This is a genomic window from Arthrobacter sp. Y3221048 (genome assembly GCF_059092685.1).
This window is the reverse complement of record NZ_JBNHHX010000001.1, coordinates 391,277-410,628: the sequence shown is the minus strand read 5'-3', so window position 1 is coordinate 410,628 and position 19,352 is coordinate 391,277. Positions and strand designations below refer to the sequence as shown.

General features: G+C 67.7%; 11 protein-coding genes and 2 riboswitches. Of the genes, 8 read left to right on the top strand and 3 right to left on the bottom strand.

All coding sequences use genetic code 11. From position 1 onward, the window contains the following. Window positions 1-492: 492 nt before the first annotated feature. The 7 genes from AC5RVS_RS01880 to AC5RVS_RS01850 all read left to right on the top strand — a co-directional run bounded on the left by AC5RVS_RS01880 (window position 493) and on the right by AC5RVS_RS01850 (window position 8,551). Window positions 493-1,782 carry an adenylosuccinate synthase gene (locus AC5RVS_RS01880; RefSeq protein ID WP_493988550.1) on the top strand — a complete coding sequence of 430 codons (1,290 nt, stop codon included), beginning with the start codon at window positions 493-495 and terminating at the stop codon, window positions 1,780-1,782. Window positions 1,783-2,026: 244 nt separating this feature from the next. After that, window positions 2,027-2,137, top strand: a riboswitch (TPP riboswitch). 33 nt (window positions 2,138-2,170) lie between these two features. Then, complete coding sequence (locus tag AC5RVS_RS01875) at window positions 2,171-2,842, top strand: YkoF family thiamine/hydroxymethylpyrimidine-binding protein (protein ID WP_494106908.1); 672 nt, start codon at window positions 2,171-2,173, stop codon at window positions 2,840-2,842. A gap of 16 nt (window positions 2,843-2,858) precedes the next feature. Then, a complete protein-coding gene (locus AC5RVS_RS01870) occupies window positions 2,859-3,485 on the top strand; it encodes an ECF transporter S component (RefSeq protein ID WP_494106907.1) in 627 nt (208 codons plus the stop codon). Then, complete coding sequence (locus tag AC5RVS_RS01865) at window positions 3,472-5,196, top strand: ABC transporter ATP-binding protein (protein WP_494106906.1); 1,725 nt, start codon at window positions 3,472-3,474, stop codon at window positions 5,194-5,196. Before AC5RVS_RS01870 ends, AC5RVS_RS01865 begins: the two co-directional genes overlap by 14 nt. Further along, window positions 5,193-6,008, top strand: coding sequence for an energy-coupling factor transporter transmembrane component T family protein (locus tag AC5RVS_RS01860; protein WP_494106905.1), 816 nt, complete (start codon window positions 5,193-5,195; stop codon window positions 6,006-6,008). The genes AC5RVS_RS01865 and AC5RVS_RS01860 overlap by 4 nt, the downstream gene beginning before the upstream one ends. 129 nt (window positions 6,009-6,137) lie before the next feature. Further along, window positions 6,138-7,535 carry a pyridoxal phosphate-dependent decarboxylase family protein gene (locus AC5RVS_RS01855; RefSeq protein WP_494106904.1) on the top strand — a complete coding sequence of 466 codons (1,398 nt, stop codon included), beginning with the start codon at window positions 6,138-6,140 and terminating at the stop codon, window positions 7,533-7,535. 209 nt (window positions 7,536-7,744) lie between these two features. Beyond that, window positions 7,745-8,551: a carbon-nitrogen hydrolase family protein gene (locus tag AC5RVS_RS01850; RefSeq protein WP_494106903.1), complete on the top strand. Its 807-nt coding sequence runs from the start codon at window positions 7,745-7,747 to the stop codon at window positions 8,549-8,551. A gap of 255 nt (window positions 8,552-8,806) precedes the next feature. Here AC5RVS_RS01850 and AC5RVS_RS01845 read toward each other — a convergent pair whose 3' ends face one another. The 3 genes from AC5RVS_RS01845 to AC5RVS_RS01835 all read right to left on the bottom strand — a co-directional run bounded on the left by AC5RVS_RS01845 (window position 8,807) and on the right by AC5RVS_RS01835 (window position 16,929). Continuing rightward, entirely contained in the window at window positions 8,807-14,674 is a 5,868-nt protein-coding gene (locus tag AC5RVS_RS01845; RefSeq protein ID WP_494106902.1) for an Ig-like domain-containing protein, read from the bottom strand. A gap of 285 nt (window positions 14,675-14,959) precedes the next feature. Beyond that, entirely contained in the window at window positions 14,960-15,457 is a 498-nt protein-coding gene (locus tag AC5RVS_RS01840; protein WP_494106901.1) for a CoA-binding protein, read from the bottom strand. After that, window positions 15,454-16,929: an O-acetylhomoserine aminocarboxypropyltransferase/cysteine synthase family protein gene (locus AC5RVS_RS01835; protein WP_494106900.1), complete on the bottom strand. Its 1,476-nt coding sequence runs from the start codon at window positions 16,927-16,929 to the stop codon at window positions 15,454-15,456. Before AC5RVS_RS01835 ends, AC5RVS_RS01840 begins: the two co-directional genes overlap by 4 nt. A 91-nt stretch (window positions 16,930-17,020) precedes the next feature. Beyond that, window positions 17,021-17,113, bottom strand: a riboswitch (SAM riboswitch). Between the two features lie 122 nt (window positions 17,114-17,235). On the opposite strand from AC5RVS_RS01835, the gene malQ reads away from it, so the two are divergent. Next, window positions 17,236-19,341, top strand: a complete 2,106-nt coding sequence (gene malQ, locus AC5RVS_RS01830) for a 4-alpha-glucanotransferase (RefSeq protein WP_494106899.1) — start codon at window positions 17,236-17,238, stop codon at window positions 19,339-19,341. The last annotated feature ends 11 nt before the right edge of the window (window positions 19,342-19,352 follow it).

The window sequence follows — 19,352 nt, the reverse complement described above, 5'->3', positions numbered from 1 at the left end:
AACCTCTAGAGCGCTGCCGCATCCGGGCGCGAGAGCCCTCGCTTTTCGAGTGGAGAGAAGATGTAGGTTTACGCCCGGTTTCGCTGCATCTTCTCTCCACTCGACGTGCCGTCCCGGTTCCGCCCCGGGATCGACGTCGCGGGTGCGGTAGTTGGAGGGGCTGCAATAGCTGAGGGGCTGCGACCGCTTTCCTGTTCAGCCCGGGATCGATGTCCCGCTCCGGGAGCCGGAGGGCTGCGATCGCTTTCCGGCTCCCGCCCCGGGGAGCGACGTCCCGCCTCGGGCGTCTGAGGGCTGCGATCGCTTCCCGGTTTCCGCCTTGGAACCAATCAGGCGGCGCGGATTCCGGTCGATTGAGGCCCATCCGCTAAACTTGGCGGGTAAGAGCCCCAAATACTCCGCCCGGAGTGAGGGGCGTTCTCATGCGCGGCAGCGGCTCCTTGATGTGCAGTCTGTCCGGGGCTTCCGCCGCATCGAATGGGGGAGGATCCCATGCCAGCAATTGTGATCGTCGGAGCCCAGTGGGGCGACGAAGGAAAAGGCAAGGCTACCGACCTGCTCGGCGGCCGCGTGGATTACGTGGTCAAGCCGAACGGCGGCAACAACGCGGGGCACACCGTCGTCGTCGGCGGGGAGAAGTACGAGCTGAAGCTGTTGCCGGCCGGCATCCTGTCCCCCAACGCCACTCCGATCATCGGCAACGGCTGCGTGGTCAACCTTGAGGCCCTCTTCGAGGAGATCGACGGGCTCGAGGCCCGCGGCGCGGACACCTCGCGGCTGCGCGTCTCCGCCAACGCACACCTCGTTGCCCCGTTCCACCAGACCATGGACAAGGTGACCGAACGCTTCCTGGGCAAGCGCGCTATCGGCACCACCGGCCGCGGCATCGGCCCCGCCTACATGGACAAGGTGGCCCGGCTGGGTATCCGCGTGCAGGACGTGTTCGACGAATCGATCCTGCGGCAAAAGGTCGAAGGGTCGCTGCGGCAGAAGAACGAACTGCTGGTCAAGGTGTACAACCGCCGGGACGTGCACGTGGAGGAGGTCGTCGAGTACTTCCTGTCCTTCGCCGAGCGGCTGCGCCCGATGGTCATCGACTCCACCTACGTGCTGAACAAGGCGCTGGACGAGGGCAAGGTCGTGCTGATGGAGGGCGGCCAGGCCACCTTCCTGGACGTTGACCACGGCACCTACCCGTTCGTGACCTCCTCCAACCCGACGGCCGGCGGCGCGTCCGTGGGCTCGGGCATCGGCCCCACCCGGATCAACCGTGCCGTGGGCATCATCAAGGCGTACACCACCCGGGTGGGCGCCGGGCCGTTCCCCACCGAACTGTTCGACGACATGGGCGAGTACCTGCAGAAGAAGGGCGGGGAGTTCGGCGTGAACACCGGCCGGCCGCGGCGCTGCGGCTGGTACGACGCCGTGCTGGCCCGTCACGCCGCCCGGGTCAACGGCTTCACGGACTACTTCGTGACCAAGCTGGACGTGCTCACCGGCATCGAACAGATCCCGGTCTGCGTGGCCTACGACGTGGACGGCGTCCGGCACGACGAAATGCCGATGACCCAGACCGAGTTCCACCACGCCAAGCCGATCTTCGAGTACTTCGAGGGCTGGACCGAGGACATCACCGGCGCCAGGACCCTGGAAGACCTGCCGGAGAACGCCCGCAACTACGTGCTGGCGCTCGAAAAGCTCTCCGGCACCCGGTTCTCCGCCATCGGCGTGGGCCCCGACCGCGACCAGACCATCGTGGTCCGGGACCTGATCAGCGAATAGCAGGACTAACGACGGCGATGGCCGGCTTAGCCGTCGGACCGTCACCGATGGAGTACGACGGCGGGGGCGCAGTTCGGCCGTCGGACCGTCACCGATGGATGACGACGGCGATGGCCGGCTTAGCCGTCGGACCGTCACCGATGGATTATGACGGCGGGGCGGGGGCGGCGATGTCCGCGCCCCGCTGCGTTCCCGGCCCCGCGCTTAAACCTTTTCGTGTCCGGTGCGCGCCATGGGTTAGACTCGTGGGCAACACGGGAGTCCGGTGAGCCGGGCTGAGAGGAAACTTCTCAAGTTTCGACCGTCGAACCTGATCTGGATCATGCCAGCGCAGGGACGTTGACTCTTTACTACCCGTGCCCCGTTTAACAAACCTAAGGGCGCGAAAATGCGAACATCAGACTCGATCGTCACAGCGACGAACACCCCCACTGCTGCCCCCGGCAGCGATAAGTTCACCGCCACTCCCCGCGAGTTCGGCGTGGGCGCGAGATTGACCCTGGCGGTGATGGCCGACAACTATGCCGACTTCATCCTGGCGGCACTGGACGAGGCCGACGCCACCGGCCTTGAGGTGCAGACCGGTGAGGTGAGCACCTACCTGACCGGCGCCGAGCAGGACGTGCTGCGCTACCTGAGCCAAGTGATTGCCGCGGCGGGACGCACCGGGGCGCATGTCTCGGCTTCCGTGCTCTTGTCCCGGGGCTGCCCCGGCGGCGTCAGCTGCGAAATACCCGAGGGAGGCGCCGCCCTGTACTCGGAGATCCCGGAGCTGGAGCCCACCGGAATCGAGGCCGCGGCCGACTGGGCGCTGTATCCACTGGCCGACGCCGGTACCGGCGGCGCCTCAGCCGACCACATGCGCGATATCTACGCCGCCATCGACTATGCAAAGTCCACAGGTGTTGCCGTGCAGGCGGAGCATTTTGTCACCCGCTTGGACGGCGATGTTGCCCAGGTGCTGCAGGCCGTTGCCGCCGGCTGGATACTGGTGGGCCGTTCCGTCCAGCACGTCACCACGCACGCGACGCTGTCCATCAACAGCCCCAGCGCCTCCTGAAGCGGAAGGACCAGTCATGTCATCATCGTCTTCGCAGCAGCATGCCCTCCCGCGCGGTGCCTGGACCCTGAAGGACCTCGTCCTCCTGGTTGTCCTCGGCGTCGTCTTCGGTTTTCTCTACTGGGTCTTCGTCCAGGCCTGGACCGCCCTGTCCCTGCTGATGGGGCCGGCCGGAGACCTGTCGCAGCACTTCCTGGCCGGAAGCTGGCTGCTGGTGGCTCCGATCGCCATCGCGATTGTCCAGCGTCCCTTCGCCGGCGTGCTGGCCGAGGTCCTGGCCTCGGTGATCGAGGTGGTGTTCCTGGGCTCCGCCGTCGGTCCGCTGCTGTTCGTGGCAGCCGCGATCCAGGGCATTGGCAGCGAGATCCCGTTCGCGGCCACCCGCTACCGTTCCTACGGCTGGCTTACCTACGCCCTGTCCGGACTGTTCGGCGCCGGCCTGGTCTTCTTCTATTCGGCCTTCCGGTCCGGCTGGTACGGACAGGACTTGTTCTGGACCCGCCTGGTCATCCACCTGATCTCCGGCGTGATTTTGGGCGGGCTGCTGGGCAAGATCATCGTCGAGGGGCTGGCGAAGACCGGCGTGGTGGACAACTTTGCGATTGGCCGCGCCCGGATGGGCACAACCGATGCGCACCGCTGACCCGGTCCTGGAGCTCGATGACGTATCCGTAGGCTTCCCCCGGCGGGACACAGCCGTGCTGCGCAACGTCATGCTGCGGCTCAAGCCCGGGGAACACCTGATCGTGTTTGGTGCCTCCGGATCGGGAAAGTCCACGCTGCTGCAGGCCGTCACGGGGGTGGTCCCGCACTCGGTGGTCGCCACCCTCACCGGCACGGTGTCGGTCAACGGCTTGGCCACGACCGATTCCTCGGTCGCCGAGCTTTCCCGCCACGTCGGCGTGCTGGCCCAGGATCCCTCCTCCGGGGTCTGTCTTCCGGACGTCGAACAGGAGTTGGCGCTGCCGCTGGAGAACCGTGCGGTGCCTCCGGAGGAAATATCGGCACGGATCGACGCAGTGCTGGCTTCGGTCGGTGCCGCCGGCCTCCGCGGCCGCCCAACGGCCCAGCTGTCCGGCGGAGAAGGCCAGCGGGTGGCGCTGGCTGCCGGCCTCATCGCCGAACCGGACCTGCTGCTGCTCGACGAACCCACCTCCATGCTCGATCCGGCAGGCCTGGCCGCTGTGCGGGACGCCGTCGCCGCTGCCACGGCCGCCTACGGGCCGGCAGTGGTTTTGGTCGAACACCGGCTGGACGACTACGCCGGTGAAGCGGGCATAGCCGGCCTGCCGCACCGGGCGGTCGTCCTGGGCGGTGCAGGCCAGGTCCTGGCCGACGGCGTGACCGCCGAAGTGCTGGGGGCCCATGCCGTACGGCTGAATGAGGCCGGATGCTGGCTGCCGCTGGAGACGGAACTGCTGGCCGTCACGGGCCGGACCGGCGGTCTCGACGCGCCCGACGTCTGCTCGGCCTTGCGGCAGCTGGCAGCGCCGGACCACGCCCAGGATGCCGCGGCGCCCGCGGTCGGCGAGACGGTGCTGGCCGCGGAGAGTCTCTCCGTCTCGCGGACGGTACCCGGGCGGAAAAAGCGCCGGAACGCGGGGGATGTCCGGCCGGAATCGGCCATTCTCCATGATGTGACCCTCCGGCTGAAGCGCGGCGAAATTGCAGCCCTGCTGGGAGCCAACGGGGCCGGCAAGACCTCCTTGCTGCTCACCCTCGCCCGGCTCCTGCAGCCGGCGGCGGGAACCATCCGCGGGGAACGTCCGGGGATGGTGTTCCAGAACCCCGAGCACCAGTTCGTGGCACACACCGTCCAGGACGAAGTCCGGCACGGCCTTCCCGACGCTCCCGCCGAACGGTTCGGCCGCCTCCTGGCGCAGCACCGGCTCACCCATGTGGCGGACCAGAGCCCCTTCCGGTTGTCGGGCGGCGAAAAGCGACGCCTGAGCGTGGCGGCCATGCTGGCCCACGAGTGGCCTGCGCTCCTGGCTGATGAACCCACGTTCGGCCTCGACCGGCGGGACACGATCGCCACGGTGGCAGCCTTCAAGGAGGCCGCCGCCGCTGGCCGCGGCATCCTCTTCTCCAGCCACGACCTGCGGACCGTCGCGACGCTGGCTGACCGAACCATCGTGATCGCGGACCGCACGGTAATTGCCGACGGCCCCGTCTTCGACGTCCTGCGCGACCCTGAGGTCCTGCAGCGTGCCGGCCTGCGGCTGCCGCCGCTGATCGAATGGCTGCTGGCCGAGTTCGCCTCGGCCCACGAGATCCGGCGGGTCCTTGACCGGCTCGATGCTGCGGTATCCCGCGCCGGTACGGTTCATCCGCAGATCGGAAGCCGGGCATGAGCGCCGCCTTCGCCCCCGGCCCGGTTTCCGCCGTCGCCGGCGGCGTCCTGGCGCGGCGCAATCCGACCATCAAGCTCGCGCTCCTGTTTGTGGTGTCGCTGACCCTGATCTTCATCTTCGATCCGGTGACGCCTGCCGTCCTCTACCTGGTCGCCCTGGCCGCTGTCGCTGCCTCCACACGCCTCAGGCCCAGGACCATGGCGCTGGCGCACGTACCCTTCGTCGCCTTCGGGCTGGGGATTTTCATGGTCAACGCGCTGAGCCGGCCCGGCGAGGTGTTATGGGAGTCCGGGCCGCTGCGGATTACAGTCGAGGGCCTCGCCGTCGGCGGTTCCCTGGCCCTGCGCACCCTGGTCATCGGGATCCTGGCCATCGGTTTTATTGCCTCGACCGACGGCGTTGCGCTGATGGGCAGCCTGCACCAGCACGCCCGGCTCGGGCCCCGGATCACCTACGCCATCCTGGCCGGGTATCGGATGCTGCAGGAAATGCCGCGGGAATGGCTGACCATCCGGCAGGCCCACGCCGTCCGGGCCCGGCTCCGTCCGGACGGTTCCTTGCCGTGCGGCTTGCGCGCCCACGGGAATGCGGCGTTTGCCCTGCTGGTCGTCTCTGTGCGCAAGGGCGAACGGATGGCACAGGCGCTGGAGTCGCGGGGCCTGGGCCTGAGTCCGCGGACTATTTGGCGGAGGATCCCGCTGACCGGCGCGGACTGGCTGATGGTCGCCGGCGTCCTGGCGGTCCTAGCGGCCGTCCTGCTCACCAGCCATGCCCTGGGGTACCTGGCGGGCTTTGAAGCGCTCGGCAGCTGACAACCCTTACGATCGGCGGCCATCCCGGACCCCTGGTCGACCCCCGACGCTGCTGGAACCTGCCGCCAGCAAGAGCGTGCCGGCCCTTCCGCCTGTCGCAGGGCAGGGTCCCGGCGTAACATGCTCGTCATGGGGGACGACGAACTTCTCCGCCGGACGGCCGAGCTGGCCGCAAAATACCTGCAATCCCTGCCCGGGCGCCCGGTGAAATCGGGGCTGGACGTGGCGGCCCTGCGCCGCGAGCTGGCGGGAGAGCTACCGCGGCGGGGCGAAGACCCGCAGGCGGTCATTGAGCATCTGGCCGACGTAGGCGGGCGGGCTGCCGTGGCCATGGCAGGTCCGCGTTACTTCGGCTTCGTGATCGGCGGCGCCCAACCGGCCGCGCTCGCCGCGGACTGGCTCACCTCCACCTGGGACCAGAACGCCGGACTGTATGTGGCCGGTCCGGCCGCCTCCGTGGTGGAAGAGGCAGTGGGCGCCTGGCTGCTGGACTTGTTCAACCTGCCCGCGGATTCCGGCTTCGGGCTGGTCACCGGCTGCCAGATGGCCCACTTCACCTGCCTGGCCGCGGCACGGACGGCAGTGCTGGAACGCACGGGCTGGGACGTGGTCAGCGACGGCCTGTTCGGCGCGCCGGACATCGCCGTCGTTGTGGGGGAAGAAGCCCACAGCACCGTGCTGACCGCGCTGCAGTACCTGGGCCTGGGCCGCCGCAGGATCTATTCGGTGGACACCGACGCGCAGGGCCGCATCACGCTGGACTCGCTCGACGCCGTGCTGGACCGGATTCCCGTCCACCTGCCGCTGATCGTTAATCTGCAGGCCGGCAATGTGAACACCGGTTCCTGCGATCCCATCCGGCCGGCGGTGGAACGAGTACGACGGCGGGACGGCGCCTGGGTTCATGTCGACGGCGCGTTCGGGCTGTGGGCCGCCGCCAGCCCGGATTACCGGCACCTGGTGGACGGCGTGGAGCTGGCAGACTCCTGGGCCACCGACGCGCACAAGTGGCTCAACGTTCCGTACGACTCCGGCGTGGCCTTTGTCCGCGACGCCGAGGTGCACCAGCGCACGATGTCCCCGCCGCATGCCGCCTATCTGGAGTACGGCGCCGAACGGGACGAGGTGGCGTGGGTGCCGGAGTTCTCCCGGCGTGCCCGCGGCTTCCCGGCCTACGCCGCGCTGCGGACGCTCGGCCGCGAGGGGGTGGCGGACCTCGTGGGGCGCTGCTGTTCGCTGGCGTCCCGGATGGCCGGGCGGCTGGCCGAGGCGGACGGCGTGCAGATCCTCAACGACGTGGTGCTCAACCAGGTGCTGGTCCGGTTCACGCCGCAGGACGGCTCGGACCCGGACGACTTCACCCGCGAGGTGGTGCGCCGGGTGCAGGAGGACGGAACACTCTGGCTCTCGGGGAGCACGTGGCACGGCCGGGCCGCCATGCGGATCAGCGTCAGCAACTGGTCCACTACCGAAGAAGACGCCGACCGCTCCGTGGAAGCCATCCTGCGCTGCGCCGGTAGCCGCTGAAGCCGGCCGGGATTGCCGGGGCACTCCGCAAGTCGGCCCAAGGATTGGCGCCGGTAACCACCAAAGCCGCCCCCGGGATCGACGCCACTAACCACTGAGCCGGCGCGCCGCCGTCGGGCGGTGAATCCACTGCGCCCGCGGAAGCGCCGGGCAAGTTGGTCTTAGGTAGGCTGGAAGGACACACACCGCCATCAAGACGGGAGCGCATTATGAAGATCAGCGTCGGACAGCTCAACCCCAGCGGGGACGTGACGGAGAACCTCCAGACGGTGCGCTCACTCGCGGAAGAAGCCAAGGCCGACGGCGCCGAGCTGGTCGTGTTTCCCGAGGAATCGATGTTCACCGTTCGCCACGTCGAGGGCGACCTGGCGGCGGCCGTCGACGCCAACTGGACCAAGTTCGTGCAGCAGCTGTCCTTCATCGCCGCTGAAGTCGGCATCGCGATCATCGCCGGCGGCTACGAATCCAGCGGCGAGGAACGGCCGTACAACACGCTGGTGATCGTCGATGCCACGGGCCGGATCGTCGACACCTACCGCAAGCTCCACCTCTACGACGCGTTCTCCTACCAGGAGTCCAAGCGGATCAAGCCCGGCGACGGCGGCCTGAAGATCGTGCAGCTGGGCGACCTGAACATCGGGGTGCTCACCTGCTACGACCTGCGCTTCCCCGAGCTCGCCCGCGCGCTGGCGTCGGAGGGCGCCGACTTGCTGTGCGTGCCGGCCGCCTGGTTCAAGGGAGACCACAAGATCGAACACTGGGAAACGCTGCTGCGCGCCCGTGCCATCGAGAACACCTGCTGGGTGGCCGCGGCCGGAACGTCGAGCACCAACACCGTGGGGCATTCGGCCATCCTGGACCCGATGGGCATTCCGAAGGGCTTCCTGGACGATGAACTCCGTGGCGTGGTCACCGTTGACGTGACCAGGCGCCGGATCGACGAGGTGCGCGAGTTCCTGCCGGTGCTGAAAAACCGGCGGCTCGCCAGCAGCGTGGAGATCGTCGCGGCGCACTGATGGTGCCCGCGGCCGGCGGCGGCCGAAAACTCTTTCAAAAAGTTTCGCCGAACCCGTAACTTTTCCGTACCCGGCCGCGATTACGTAGATGAGGAAGCCGCGCCACAGCTTATCCCCCCAACAAGCTGTGGCGCGGCTTCTGTCATCCCGCCGGACGGGGACGCGGCGGCTAGCGTGAGCCCCCGGCTCCCGGCACGCAAGAGTCCAGGCCCCGGATTTCTCCGAAGCCTGGACTCTTCCTGTTTGAGCGGTTATTTACCGTCCGGTCCGGAAGGACCAGCTGGTGGCCGACAGCCGGTTGCCCGAGGCATCCTTGATGCTGGTGCTCAGCCGAACTGTGTAGCTGGCATTAGCCTTCAGGTTGCCCGACGGATTCAGGGTTGCCGTCCGGGTCCGCGAGTTGTAGCTGACCTTGGCTGAAACCGTTTTGCCCTTGCTGTCGACCAGCTTGAGGCTGGAGCCGCTAACACCGGAGACTGCCTTGCTGAACGTCACCGAGACGTTGCCGCTCCGGCTGACCGACTTGGCTCCGGCTGCTGGCGTCCGCTTGGACACCCTGGGCCGGCTCTCCGTCGTGAAGCTCCAGCTGGAGGCCGGCAGGCGGTTGCCGCTCATGTCGGTGATGCCGTTGGTGAGCCCGACCGTGAAACGGGTGCTGCTCGGCAGGATCGCCTTGGGCTTCAGCGTGGCCGTGCGCTTCGCAGCGTCGTAGCTGACCGTCGCCGGTACGAGCGTGCCCGCGGCGGTCCTCAACGTCACCGTGCTGGCGCTGACGCCCCGGACCGGTTCGCTGAACGTCACCGCCAGATTACGGTTGGTGGCCGTATTGGCGGCGTTCACCCCCGGGGTCCGTCCGGCGATGGCCGGCGCGGCTTCGGTGGTGAAGTTCCACGTGGTGGCCGTGATCGGGTTACCCGTTGAGTCCGTAATGCCGTTGGTCAGCCGCACGGTGTAGGTGCGGCTGGTCAGCAGGTTGGCGTTCGGGTTGACGGTGGCCGTCCGGGTTGCAGCGTCGTAGCTCACTGCTGCAGCCACTGCCGTGCCTGCCGAGTTGGTGACCCGGAAGGTAGTGGCGTTGACTCCGATGACCGGTTTGCTGAAGGTGGCGGTGATGTTGCTGTTGGTGGCCACGTTGGTGGCGTCCACCGCCGGCATGCGTGCGGTGATAACCGGCGCGGCTTCGGTGGTGAAGCTCCACGTGGTTGCCGTGATCGGGTTACCCGAAAGGTCCCGGATGCCGCTGGTCAGCTGCACGGTGTAGGTGCGGTTGGCCAGCAGGTTGGCGGGGTCGAGGGTAGCCGTCCGGGTCACATCGTCGTAGCTGACGGTTGCGGTCACTGCCGTGCCGGCCGCGTTGGTGACCCGGAAGGTGGTGCCGTTGACTCCGGTGACCGGTTTGCTGAACGTGGCGGTGATGTTGCTGTTGGTGGCCACGTTCGTGGCGTTCACCGCCGGGGTCCGTTCGGTGATGACCGGTGCGGCCTCGGTGGTGAAGTTCCACGTAGTGGCCGGCAGGGCATTGCCCTGCAGATCCCGGATGCCGCTGGTCAGCTGCACGGTGTAGGTGCGGTTCACCAGCAGGTTGGCGGGGTCGAGGGTAGCCGTCCGGGTCGCGTCGTCGTAGCTGACGCTAGCGATCACTGCCGTGCCGGCCGCGTTGGTGACCCGGAAGGTGGTGCCGTCGACTCCGGTGACCGGTTCGCTGAAGGTGGCGGTGATGTTGCTGTTGGTGGCCACGTTCGTGGCGTTCGCCTCAGGGCTGCGCCCGGTCACCGAGGGAGCCGGTCCGGCTGTGGTGAACGTCCAGCTGGTGGCGGCGAGCGGGTTGCCCGCCGCGTCCCGGATGCCGTTGGCGAGCGCAACGGTGTAGACCGTGTCGATCGCCAGGTCCGCCACGGGGTCGAGCGTCGCCGTTCGGGTCACCGGATCGTAGGTTACGGTGGCCGCGGTCGGTGCCGTTGCTTCCGCGGCCGTCAGCGTGGCCGTTGTCCCGGAGATCCCCTGGACGTCCTCGCTGAAGGTCGCCGTGATGTCGGACCCGACTGCCACATTAGTTGCCCCGTCAGCCGGAGAGCGGTCCGTCACCGTAGGTCCCTCGGTATCTTCCGGGGCGGTGAGGTCGACGGTCCGATCGGTAAACCGGAGGCGCTCGACGTTGGTGATGGTGTCGGTGCCGTCGTCCCCGGTGCCGCGGACGTGGGCCACAGTTGTGACTCCGTTGGCGGTGGTGATCTCGTATTCATCGCGTGCGCCGGAGAAGTTGGCGGTGTCGATGTCAGTGGGAGCCGCGCTATTGAGGATTTCCCGCACGATGACCACGTCGCCCGGGTCAATCCGGCCAGCCATGATGTCGGCCTGAATGCTCTTTAAGGTGGTGACAGACCGCAGTTCAGCGCCCCGGGCGTCGCGGACGCTTAGCCGCACGTTCAGCCACTTGTCGCCATCGATGATGTCATCCGCGCCGTTGCCCCAGATCTGGTCGCTGCCGGAGCCGCCGATGATGATGTTGCCGGCGCCGAAATCGGTAGCACCGGCGGGTAGCAGGTCGGCCAGGCCGGCGATCCGCTTGATGCCCTCGGCGTCGAGCGTGTTTGTGAGGCCGGGCACTTCGACCTCATTGTCCGGATCGGCGGGAACGACGTCGTCGCCGCGCAAGACGTCGTCCTTGTCCCAACCGGAGAGGGCCTCGACCAGCAGGAACCGGTCCTTTAGCGCTTTGGGGCCCTCCACGATGACCATGCGCATATCGGAATCGGCCGCTTCCACGGACCGTGCATGGGTCACCCAGTCGAAGCCGTAGACGCCGTGATTGCGCTCGATCCCGGGGCCGGCGACCATGATGTCGTCACCGCCCTCGGCGTCGTAGTCGTCCTCGCCGCTGTCGCCGATGAGGACGTCGTGGCCGGGGTTGTTGATGTCGTCGAAGAACGGTGCGCCGCTGTCGCCCTGGAGCAGGTCGTTGGCGTTGCCGCCTTCCTGCCAGTCATCGCCGCCGCCGCCGAACACCGTGTCCGGTCCGTCGCCGGCTATCACCAGGTCATTGCCCTCGCCGGCGAAGGTCTGGTTGCCGTTGAGCCCGCCGTTGGAGAAGTCGTCTCCGTCGCCCGACATGATGATGTCCAGGCCGGGACCGGCGTCGATTGCGTCGTTGCCCGGCCCGCCCTTGAGCACGTCGTCCCCGTGGGAGTCGGTGATCCGGTCGTTGCCGGCGCCGCCCAGGAGGGTGTCCGCGCCGTCGTTGCCTTCGATGATGTCATCGCCGCCGTTGCCCCAGACGGTGTCGTTGTCGACGCCGCCCCAGATCCGATCCGTCCCGTCGGCGCCGCCGGCGTCGTCCTTGCCGTTGTAGGTCGCCTGGGCGTTCAGGCCCGGACGGTCCACGCTGTTGGAGACGCGGTAGCGGATGGTGCCGTCCGCCATCCGGAGCAGCAGTGCCGACTCGTCACAGGCAGAGGTGGGATCATCGGCCACATTGTTGCCCGTAGTGTGGACGATGTTGCGCATCTCGAACTCGCAGTCGGCGACGCCGAAGACATCCGCCTTGAGCGAAGCGGCGTCGGTATTGCGCATCACCAGCTCGGCCATGGAGTTGCCTTCGAGCTGGGCCCGCAGGTTGAGGCCCGAGGTGCGGGACAGGTAGTAAAGCCGGTCCCCGTCCTGCAGGTCCGTCATCTGGCGTTCGAAGATGTAGTTGAAGGTGGAGCCGAGCAGCCCGCCGAAGAGGTTCTGCGCCTCGGCCAGGCCTCCCACCCACAGATCAACCGTGTCGAGCCCGGTCTTGGAGGCGGCGCCGTCGTTGTCCCAGTCCCCGTTGCTGTTGACGAAGTCGTAGGCATCGGCCGGAGTTTCCGCCGCCGGGTCGGGGCTCATGTCGAAGAGTTTCTGCGCCGCCGCGCGCTTGGCATCAATGCTCGTCGCCCCGGTGATGCTGGGGTGCGTGCCGTAAGTGGCCATGAAGTTGACCACCGAATCCGGATGCTTCAGCGCCTGCCCGAAGTCCACCCAGCTGCTGTAGGGCTTCAGGGACGACTCGCTCGTCTTCGCGTAGAGGTCCTTGCGGAAATTGTTCAGCGACGGGACGCCGGTCTCCCGGCCGCGGGCGATGTTGAGCGCGGCCAGGTCCAGGGGCAGGCCCAGAACGCTGTTGCGCAGCGTGTCGGTGACGAACTCGTCGAGTTCAGCGCCCACCTGGTCGGTCATGCCCATCGCGATCGCGCCTGCGGCCTGCTCGGGAGTCATTGTGCTGTCCCCGTTGGCGTAGTAGGCCGGTGGATTCAGGAACGCGTCCAGCAGCGGCAGGCCGATGTCGGCGCCGGTGTTGGTCTTCCGGTCCACAGTCTCCGTCAGCATGGAGTGTCCGAAGCGGTAGGTCGCGTGGGCGAACTCCGCCTCAATCGCCGGGTCAATTGCCGTGTCCGCCTGGGTGAAGACGTTGAACGGATTGATGCCCGGTTGGATCTTGCGCGCGAAGTCCTCGAAGACGATGTGCTGGTACTCCATCTCCGTGACGAACCGTGCGGCCTGGAAGAGACGCTCCCCGTTCCATTCGCCGTTGGGGAGCTTCCACTCGTTCAGGTCCAGGTTCAGGGACGTCAGCAGTTCTTCCATGTAGGTGACCAGCCGGTTGTGCTCCGAGTGGAAGACCTGGTGGACGGCGGTGAGTCCGATGTTCTCGTTCACGCGGCCGTCGCCGGCAACGAAGTGCGCGTTGAGCATTTCGTCGTCGTAGGTGCCCGGGTCCTGCCGGCCGCTGGTGGGGGTGATGCCGTCGTCTCCGTCGGGTGCCAGCGCCGCGCCGCGCGAGTCGAACGGTGCCGCAAAGTGGGAGATATCGTCCAGGAACGCGATGCCGATCCGCTGGACATTCTCCGGCGGCGCAACGGGGCTTTCCACGTTCCCTTCCACGAACTGTTTGTCCTGCGTGATGTACTGCGGCAGCCCGTTGGGACCGCGCAGGAAGCGCCCGTACTGGTCGGTGGCCAGCATCGGGATGTTGACGACGTCGGCGTCGGAGAGCCTCAGGCCGAGCATGGTCTCGGCCTGGGCCTTGATGTCCGCCCAGGTGGCCATGCCGCCGGGGGCGCCTTCGGCCAGTTCGCCGGTCGAGACCGGGTCGCCCTCCTCGTTGAGCTCGTACTCCCGGAGGAAGACATGGTGGGACGGGTTCGAACCGTAGGTCTGACTCTGGTCGACCCACGGAGAGTCCGTGTTCGTGGCGTCCTGGATATCGTCGGCGGTGCCGAGTTCACCGTCGGGGCCGGGCTGGTTCTCCGCCCGGTTGAGCAGCATGAAGTTCGTGGGCGAGCCCTCGACGTACAGCGGGTCGTCCTTCGCCAGGGGCATCATGACGACGTTGCTGGTCTTCTTGGTGAAGTCTATGCCGTGGTCGAAAAACTGGCCGAACAGGGCAAAGAAGCCGTTGTATGGTGGCGAGAGCCCAAAGTCGGTGGTGACATTCGGGATGTCAAGGGTCTCGCCTTCGGGCACGCAATTCAGGGGCCGGCCCTCGGCGTCGCAGGGAACCGCCGTCGGGCCGTCGTTCACCGTCCGGTGCGCCTTGCCGGCCGCAGCGATCGCGGCCGGATTGCTGGAGGTCTGGTCGACGATGACGTTGCTGACGAAGCGCGGGTCCGCGTCCCGGATCATCGGAACGTTGACCGACTTGTACGACTGGCCCCCGGCGGTGGTCCGCCATTCCGGTTCTGCCAGTCGCGGGAAGGGCAGGCTGGCGGCGCCGAAGTGCCCTTGGTTGGGGACCAGGTTGTTGTCGGACCCGTCCACGGTGCGCAGCCCGTAGGGCAGCAGCGGATTGGCTATCTGGTTGGGGCCGGGGCCGAGGAGCGGCTGACCCGGCACGGGCTTGCCGTCGGCGTCTTCCTTGGTTGCGTGGTTCTCCGCGATCTTGATCTGCTTCAGGATGAACCTCATGTCCCCGGCATTGAGGGTCAGGCCTTGGCCTACCGGCGCTGCCAACGCCGCGGGGGCGAGGGCGGAGGGCAGTACGCCCGCGCCCAACACCAGCGCGGCGAGCCCTGCCGTAACTTTTTGGGGGAAGGATGGCTTCCCCTTGTGGGCACGTTCGGTGCCCCTCCTCGGTTGTGGATCGGTTGGTGCAGTAAACACGGTGACTCCCCCTAGTCGTGTGATGTGTGGCTGGCCACAGCATCCGATGAGGACCTTGGGGAAATCCTTGGAGGCTTCTTCTAGCTACTTTCGGGCAGGAAAAAACCCGCCCCATGCTCCGGCCATCCACGTGGGAGGACGGGGACAAGGGGCGGGCTTTCGCTGCGATCGGCGGCGGCCTCGCGCCTGCCGGTCCTAAGCCGTCGACGGCGCGTCCGGGCAATGGCGACCACTCCGCCGTCGTTAGTACAGCGTGGCGCCGTCGTTGGGGAAGCGCCTCGCGCCCTAGGCGGTCAGCTGCCGCTTGGAGGAGATCACGCCGGTGTCGAAGCCGGCCAGGTGCAGGCCGCCGTGGAAGCGGGCGTGCTCGATCTTCACGCAGCGGTCCATCACCACGTTCAGCCCGGCGGCCTCGGCCTTGGCCGCGACCTCCTCGTGCCAGGAACCCAGCTGAAGCCAGAGGGTCTTGGCGCCGACGGCCAGGGTTTCCTCCAGCACCGTGGGCAGGTCGTCGTGTTTGCGGAACACGTCCACCAGGTCCGGTACCTCGGGCAGGTCCGCCAGCGACTTGTAGACCGGCTGGCCGAGGATTTCCTTGGCCACCGGGTTCACGAAGTACACCTTGTACGGCGAGCTGGAGAGCAGATATGTCGAAACGAAGTAGCTGGCCCGGCTCGGCTTGTCGGAGGCGCCGACGATGGCGATGGACTTGGTGTTGCGCAGGATGTTCAGACGCTCCGCCGCGGACGGGCCGATCCGGGTGCGTTCTGGTGTCGCGGTCACTTGGCGGCTCCTTCTTCGGCTTCGATCAGTTCTTCCACGGACTCGACTACGCGCGTTCCGGGCTCTGTCCGGGCGGCACGCGCTGCCGGGATCGTGCAGGACTCGCCGGCATAGCTGGGCGAGGCGAACTCGGAGGTGTTGAACGCGTCGTCCTCATGGTCACGGCTGGGGCCGTGCTCGGCGCCTGCTTGCTGCGAGGCGGCCAGCGCCTGGTCCAGGTCCCAGAGAATATCGTCCACGTCTTCCAGGCCTACGGAGATGCGGATCAGGTCCTCCGGCACGCCGGCAGCCACCAGCTGGTCGGCGGTCAGCTGCTGGTGGGTGGTCGATCCCGGGTGCAGCACCAGGGTGCGGGCGTCGCCGATGTTGGCCAGGTGGCTGGCCAGCTGCAGCGATTCGATGAACTTCTGGCCCGCGGCGCGGCCGCCCTTGACGCCGAAGCTGAACACGGAGCCCACGCCCTTGGGCAGGTACTTCCGGCCCCGCTCGTAATGCGGGTGCGCGGGCAGGCCGGCGTAGCTGACCCAGGAGACGCGCTCGTCGGCATCCAGCCACTCGGCCACCGTGCGGGCGTTGGCCAGGTGTTCGTCCATCCGCTGGGCCAGCGTTTCCACGCCCTGCAGCAGCTGGAACGCGGACTGCGCGGACAGCGACGGGCCGATGTCGCGCAGCTGCTCGGACCGGAGCTTGGTGAGGAAGCCGTACTCGCCGAAGTTGCCCCACCAGGACACGTTGCCGTAGCTGGGCACCGGTTCGGTCATCTGCGGGAACTTGCCGTTGCCCCAGTTGAAACGGCCGGATTCGACGACGACGCCGCCCAGGGTGGTGCCGTGGCCTCCGAGGAACTTGGTGGCGGAGTGGATCACGATGTCCGCGCCGTGCTCGATCGGGCGGATCAGGTAGGGCGTGCTCAAGGTGGCGTCCACGACCAGGGGGATCCCGGCGTCGTGCGCCACGGCGGCCAGGCCCGCCAGGTCAGCTATGTCGCCGGACGGGTTGGCCACGATCTCCGTGTAGACGGCCTTCGTGTTCTCGTTGATGGCCGCGGCGAAGTCGGCAGGGTCGTTGGAGTCGACGAACGTGGTCTCCACGCCGAACCGGCGCAGCGTCACGTCCAGCTGGGTGATGGTGCCGCCGTAGAGCTTGGACGAGGCCACGATGTGGTCGCCCGCCCCGGCCAGGGCGGCGAAGGTGATGAACTCGGCGGCCATGCCCGAGGACGTGGCCACCGCGCCGATGCCGCCCTCGAGCGAGGCGATGCGCTCCTCGAACGCCGCGACCGTGGGGTTGCCGATGCGGGAGTAGATGTTGCCGTACTTCTGCAGCGCGAAAAGGTTGGCGGCGTCGTCGGTGTCTTTGAACACGAACGAGGTGCTCTGGTAGATCGGTACGGCCCGGGCGCCGTGCTCGGCGTCGGGCGTGCCGCCGGCGTGCAGGGCACGGGTGCGGAAACCGAATGTGCGTTCAGCCATCAGGCAGCTCCTTCAAAACTTGGGTTCCCGGGCAATGACGGTCCTGGCGGCGCCGCGCGGGCGTCGTCCGGATCAAAGATTGCTTGCGCTCTCTCCATCGCTTCTGGCGGTAGCACCTTTCCGGTAGGCCGGATGGTTGCTGCGGTGTCAAAGAGCCAGATCTCTCAACCGCTCGGGATGGTCGCGTCCATTCTCGCAACCAACTGCCGCGGCGCCAAAAAATGTTGAGCCGCGTTGCGTCCGCCTAGCCTGCCGGTTGCGCCGACCTCCCGGCAAAGGTCCGCCTAGTTCCCGTAGATTGGGTCTATGGCTGAGCTCTCGGCGTTGCAGCGCCTCGCACAGGAACACGGTGTCGGCATTACCTTCCGCGGTTGGGACGGCGGCGAGAAAGAAGTCGGACCGGCAACCCTGGTTGCCGTCCTCACCGCGCTTGACGTCCCCTGCGCGACCGACGACGATGTCGCCGCATCCCTCCGCGCTGCCGAGCTCGAGCCGTTGCAGCGCACGCTGCCGCCCGCCGTCGTCCTTCGCCAAGGCGCCGCCACCGAGGTTCCTGTCAATGTCGCGGCGGGCCTCCGCCCGCGTGTCAGGGTCCTGTTGGAGGACGGGTCTTGGCGCGACGTCGAGGTGGTGTCCGGCAGTTCCGGCGCGGAAGGTGACCCCGGCGGCCGTTTCACGGCGGTTCTGCCGGCTGACCTCCCGCTCGGCTGGCACACGCTTGAGGTTGCGGAACGGTCGGAGGCGCCCGGAACCGACGCGGCCGCGGAACCATCCGGCAGCCTGGCACAGTGCGCGCTGGTGGTCACTCCGCGACGGCTCACCACCGCCGACAAGCTTCCCCGGACCTGGGGCCTGATGGCACAGCTGTACTCGGTGCGCTCGCGGTCCTCTTGGGGCATCGGTGATCTCGCGGACCTTGCCAGCCTCGCCGAGACGGCTGCCGCCAAGGGCGCCGGCTTCGTCCTGATCAACCCGCTGCACGCGGCACAACCCATGCCGCCGGTGGAGCCCTCGCCCTACCTGCCCGCAACGCGCCGGTTCGTCAATCCGCTGTACCTGCGGATTGAGGACGTGCCGGAATCCCGGGACATCCCGCTGGCCAACAACTTCCACGAGGCAAACCTGGACACCGGCATTCTGGACCGTGACCCCATTTTTGCGGCCAAGCTGCAGGCCCTGGAAGCGGTCTTTGCGGTGCCCCGATCCGCCGAACGGCAGCAGCGCTTCGAGGCCTTCCGCAGTCACGAGGGCGAGGGCCTGGAGCGTTTTGCCCTGTGGTGCGCGCTCGCCGAAACCCTTCCGCCAGGCGCTCCCGAGTGGTTGGATCCTGCGTTCATCGAGTCGCAGCGCAGCGCACTGAAGGACCGCATCGAGTTCCACCAGTGGCTGCAGTGGCTGTGCGACGAGCAACTCGAGGCGGCGCAACGCCGCGCCGTCGAAGCGGGAATGAACATCGGGGTAATGCATGACCTCGCGGTCGGCGTCCATCCGACCGGCGCCGATGCCTGGACGTTGCACGACGTCCTGGCCCCCGGAATCTCGGTGGGCGCGCCGCCGGACATGTTCAACCAGCAGGGCCAGAACTGGTCCCAGCCGCCGTGGCACCCGCGCCGCTTGGCGGAATCCGGCTATGCCGCCTACCGGGACATGCTGCGGACCATTCTGCGGCACGCCGGCGGCATCCGGGTGGACCATATCCTCGGCCTGTTCCGGCTGTGGTGGATCCCCGTCGGCGGCCCTCCCGGCGAAGGCGCCTACGTGTATTACGATCACGAGGCCTTGATCGGCATCCTCGCCTTGGAAGCGGAACGGGCCGGCGTCGTCGTGATCGGCGAGGACCTCGGGGTCTTCGAGCCGGGGGTGCAGGACTACCTGGCGGAGCGCGGCATCCTGGGCACCTCCATCCTGTGGTTCGAGTACGACGGCGGCAGCCCCCGCCCGCCGGAGGGGTACCGCCGCTCCTGCCTCACGAGCGTCACCACCCACGACCTGCCGCCCACCGCCGGCTACCTCGCCGGTGAGCACGTGGACCTGCGCGAATCCCTGGGCCTGCTGAACCGGCCGGTGGAGGAGGAACGGGCTTTGGACCAGGCAGCCCAGGAGGCAGTGCTTTCCCTGGTGCGCTCGCGGGTTCCGGCTGCCGAGCACGACGACGGCGCCGGCACCACCGCCGAACAACGCACCGTTGAGGCACTTCACGCTTACATCGCCCAGACCCCTTCGGTGCTGCTGGGGGTTGCCCTCACCGACGCCGTGGGGGAGAGGCGGACCCAGAACCAGCCGGGCACCGCGGACGAGTACCCGAACTGGCGTATTCCGCTGGCCGGGCCGGACGGGGAAGCCATCCTGATCGAGGACCTGCCGGGCAACGAGAGGTTCGACTCGCTGGTGCGCGCCCTGCGGGAGCGGTAGGCGGGTCCACG

Excerpts from the sequence above, each read along its gene's own strand:
- malQ (WP_494106899.1), top strand. The coding sequence starts at position 17,236 with ATGGCTGAGCTCTCGGCGTTGCAGCGCCTCGCACAGGAACACGGTGTC.
- AC5RVS_RS01850 (WP_494106903.1), top strand. The coding sequence starts at position 7,745 with ATGAAGATCAGCGTCGGACAGCTCAACCCCAGCGGGGACGTGACGGAG.
- AC5RVS_RS01880 (WP_493988550.1), top strand. The coding sequence starts at position 493 with ATGCCAGCAATTGTGATCGTCGGAGCCCAGTGGGGCGACGAAGGAAAA.
- AC5RVS_RS01870 (WP_494106907.1), top strand. The coding sequence starts at position 2,859 with ATGTCATCATCGTCTTCGCAGCAGCATGCCCTCCCGCGCGGTGCCTGG.
- AC5RVS_RS01855 (WP_494106904.1), top strand. The coding sequence starts at position 6,138 with ATGGGGGACGACGAACTTCTCCGCCGGACGGCCGAGCTGGCCGCAAAA.
- AC5RVS_RS01835 (WP_494106900.1), bottom strand. The coding sequence starts at position 16,929 with ATGGCTGAACGCACATTCGGTTTCCGCACCCGTGCCCTGCACGCCGGC.
- AC5RVS_RS01865 (WP_494106906.1), top strand. The coding sequence starts at position 3,472 with ATGCGCACCGCTGACCCGGTCCTGGAGCTCGATGACGTATCCGTAGGC.
- AC5RVS_RS01860 (WP_494106905.1), top strand. The coding sequence starts at position 5,193 with ATGAGCGCCGCCTTCGCCCCCGGCCCGGTTTCCGCCGTCGCCGGCGGC.
- AC5RVS_RS01875 (WP_494106908.1), top strand. The coding sequence starts at position 2,171 with ATGCGAACATCAGACTCGATCGTCACAGCGACGAACACCCCCACTGCT.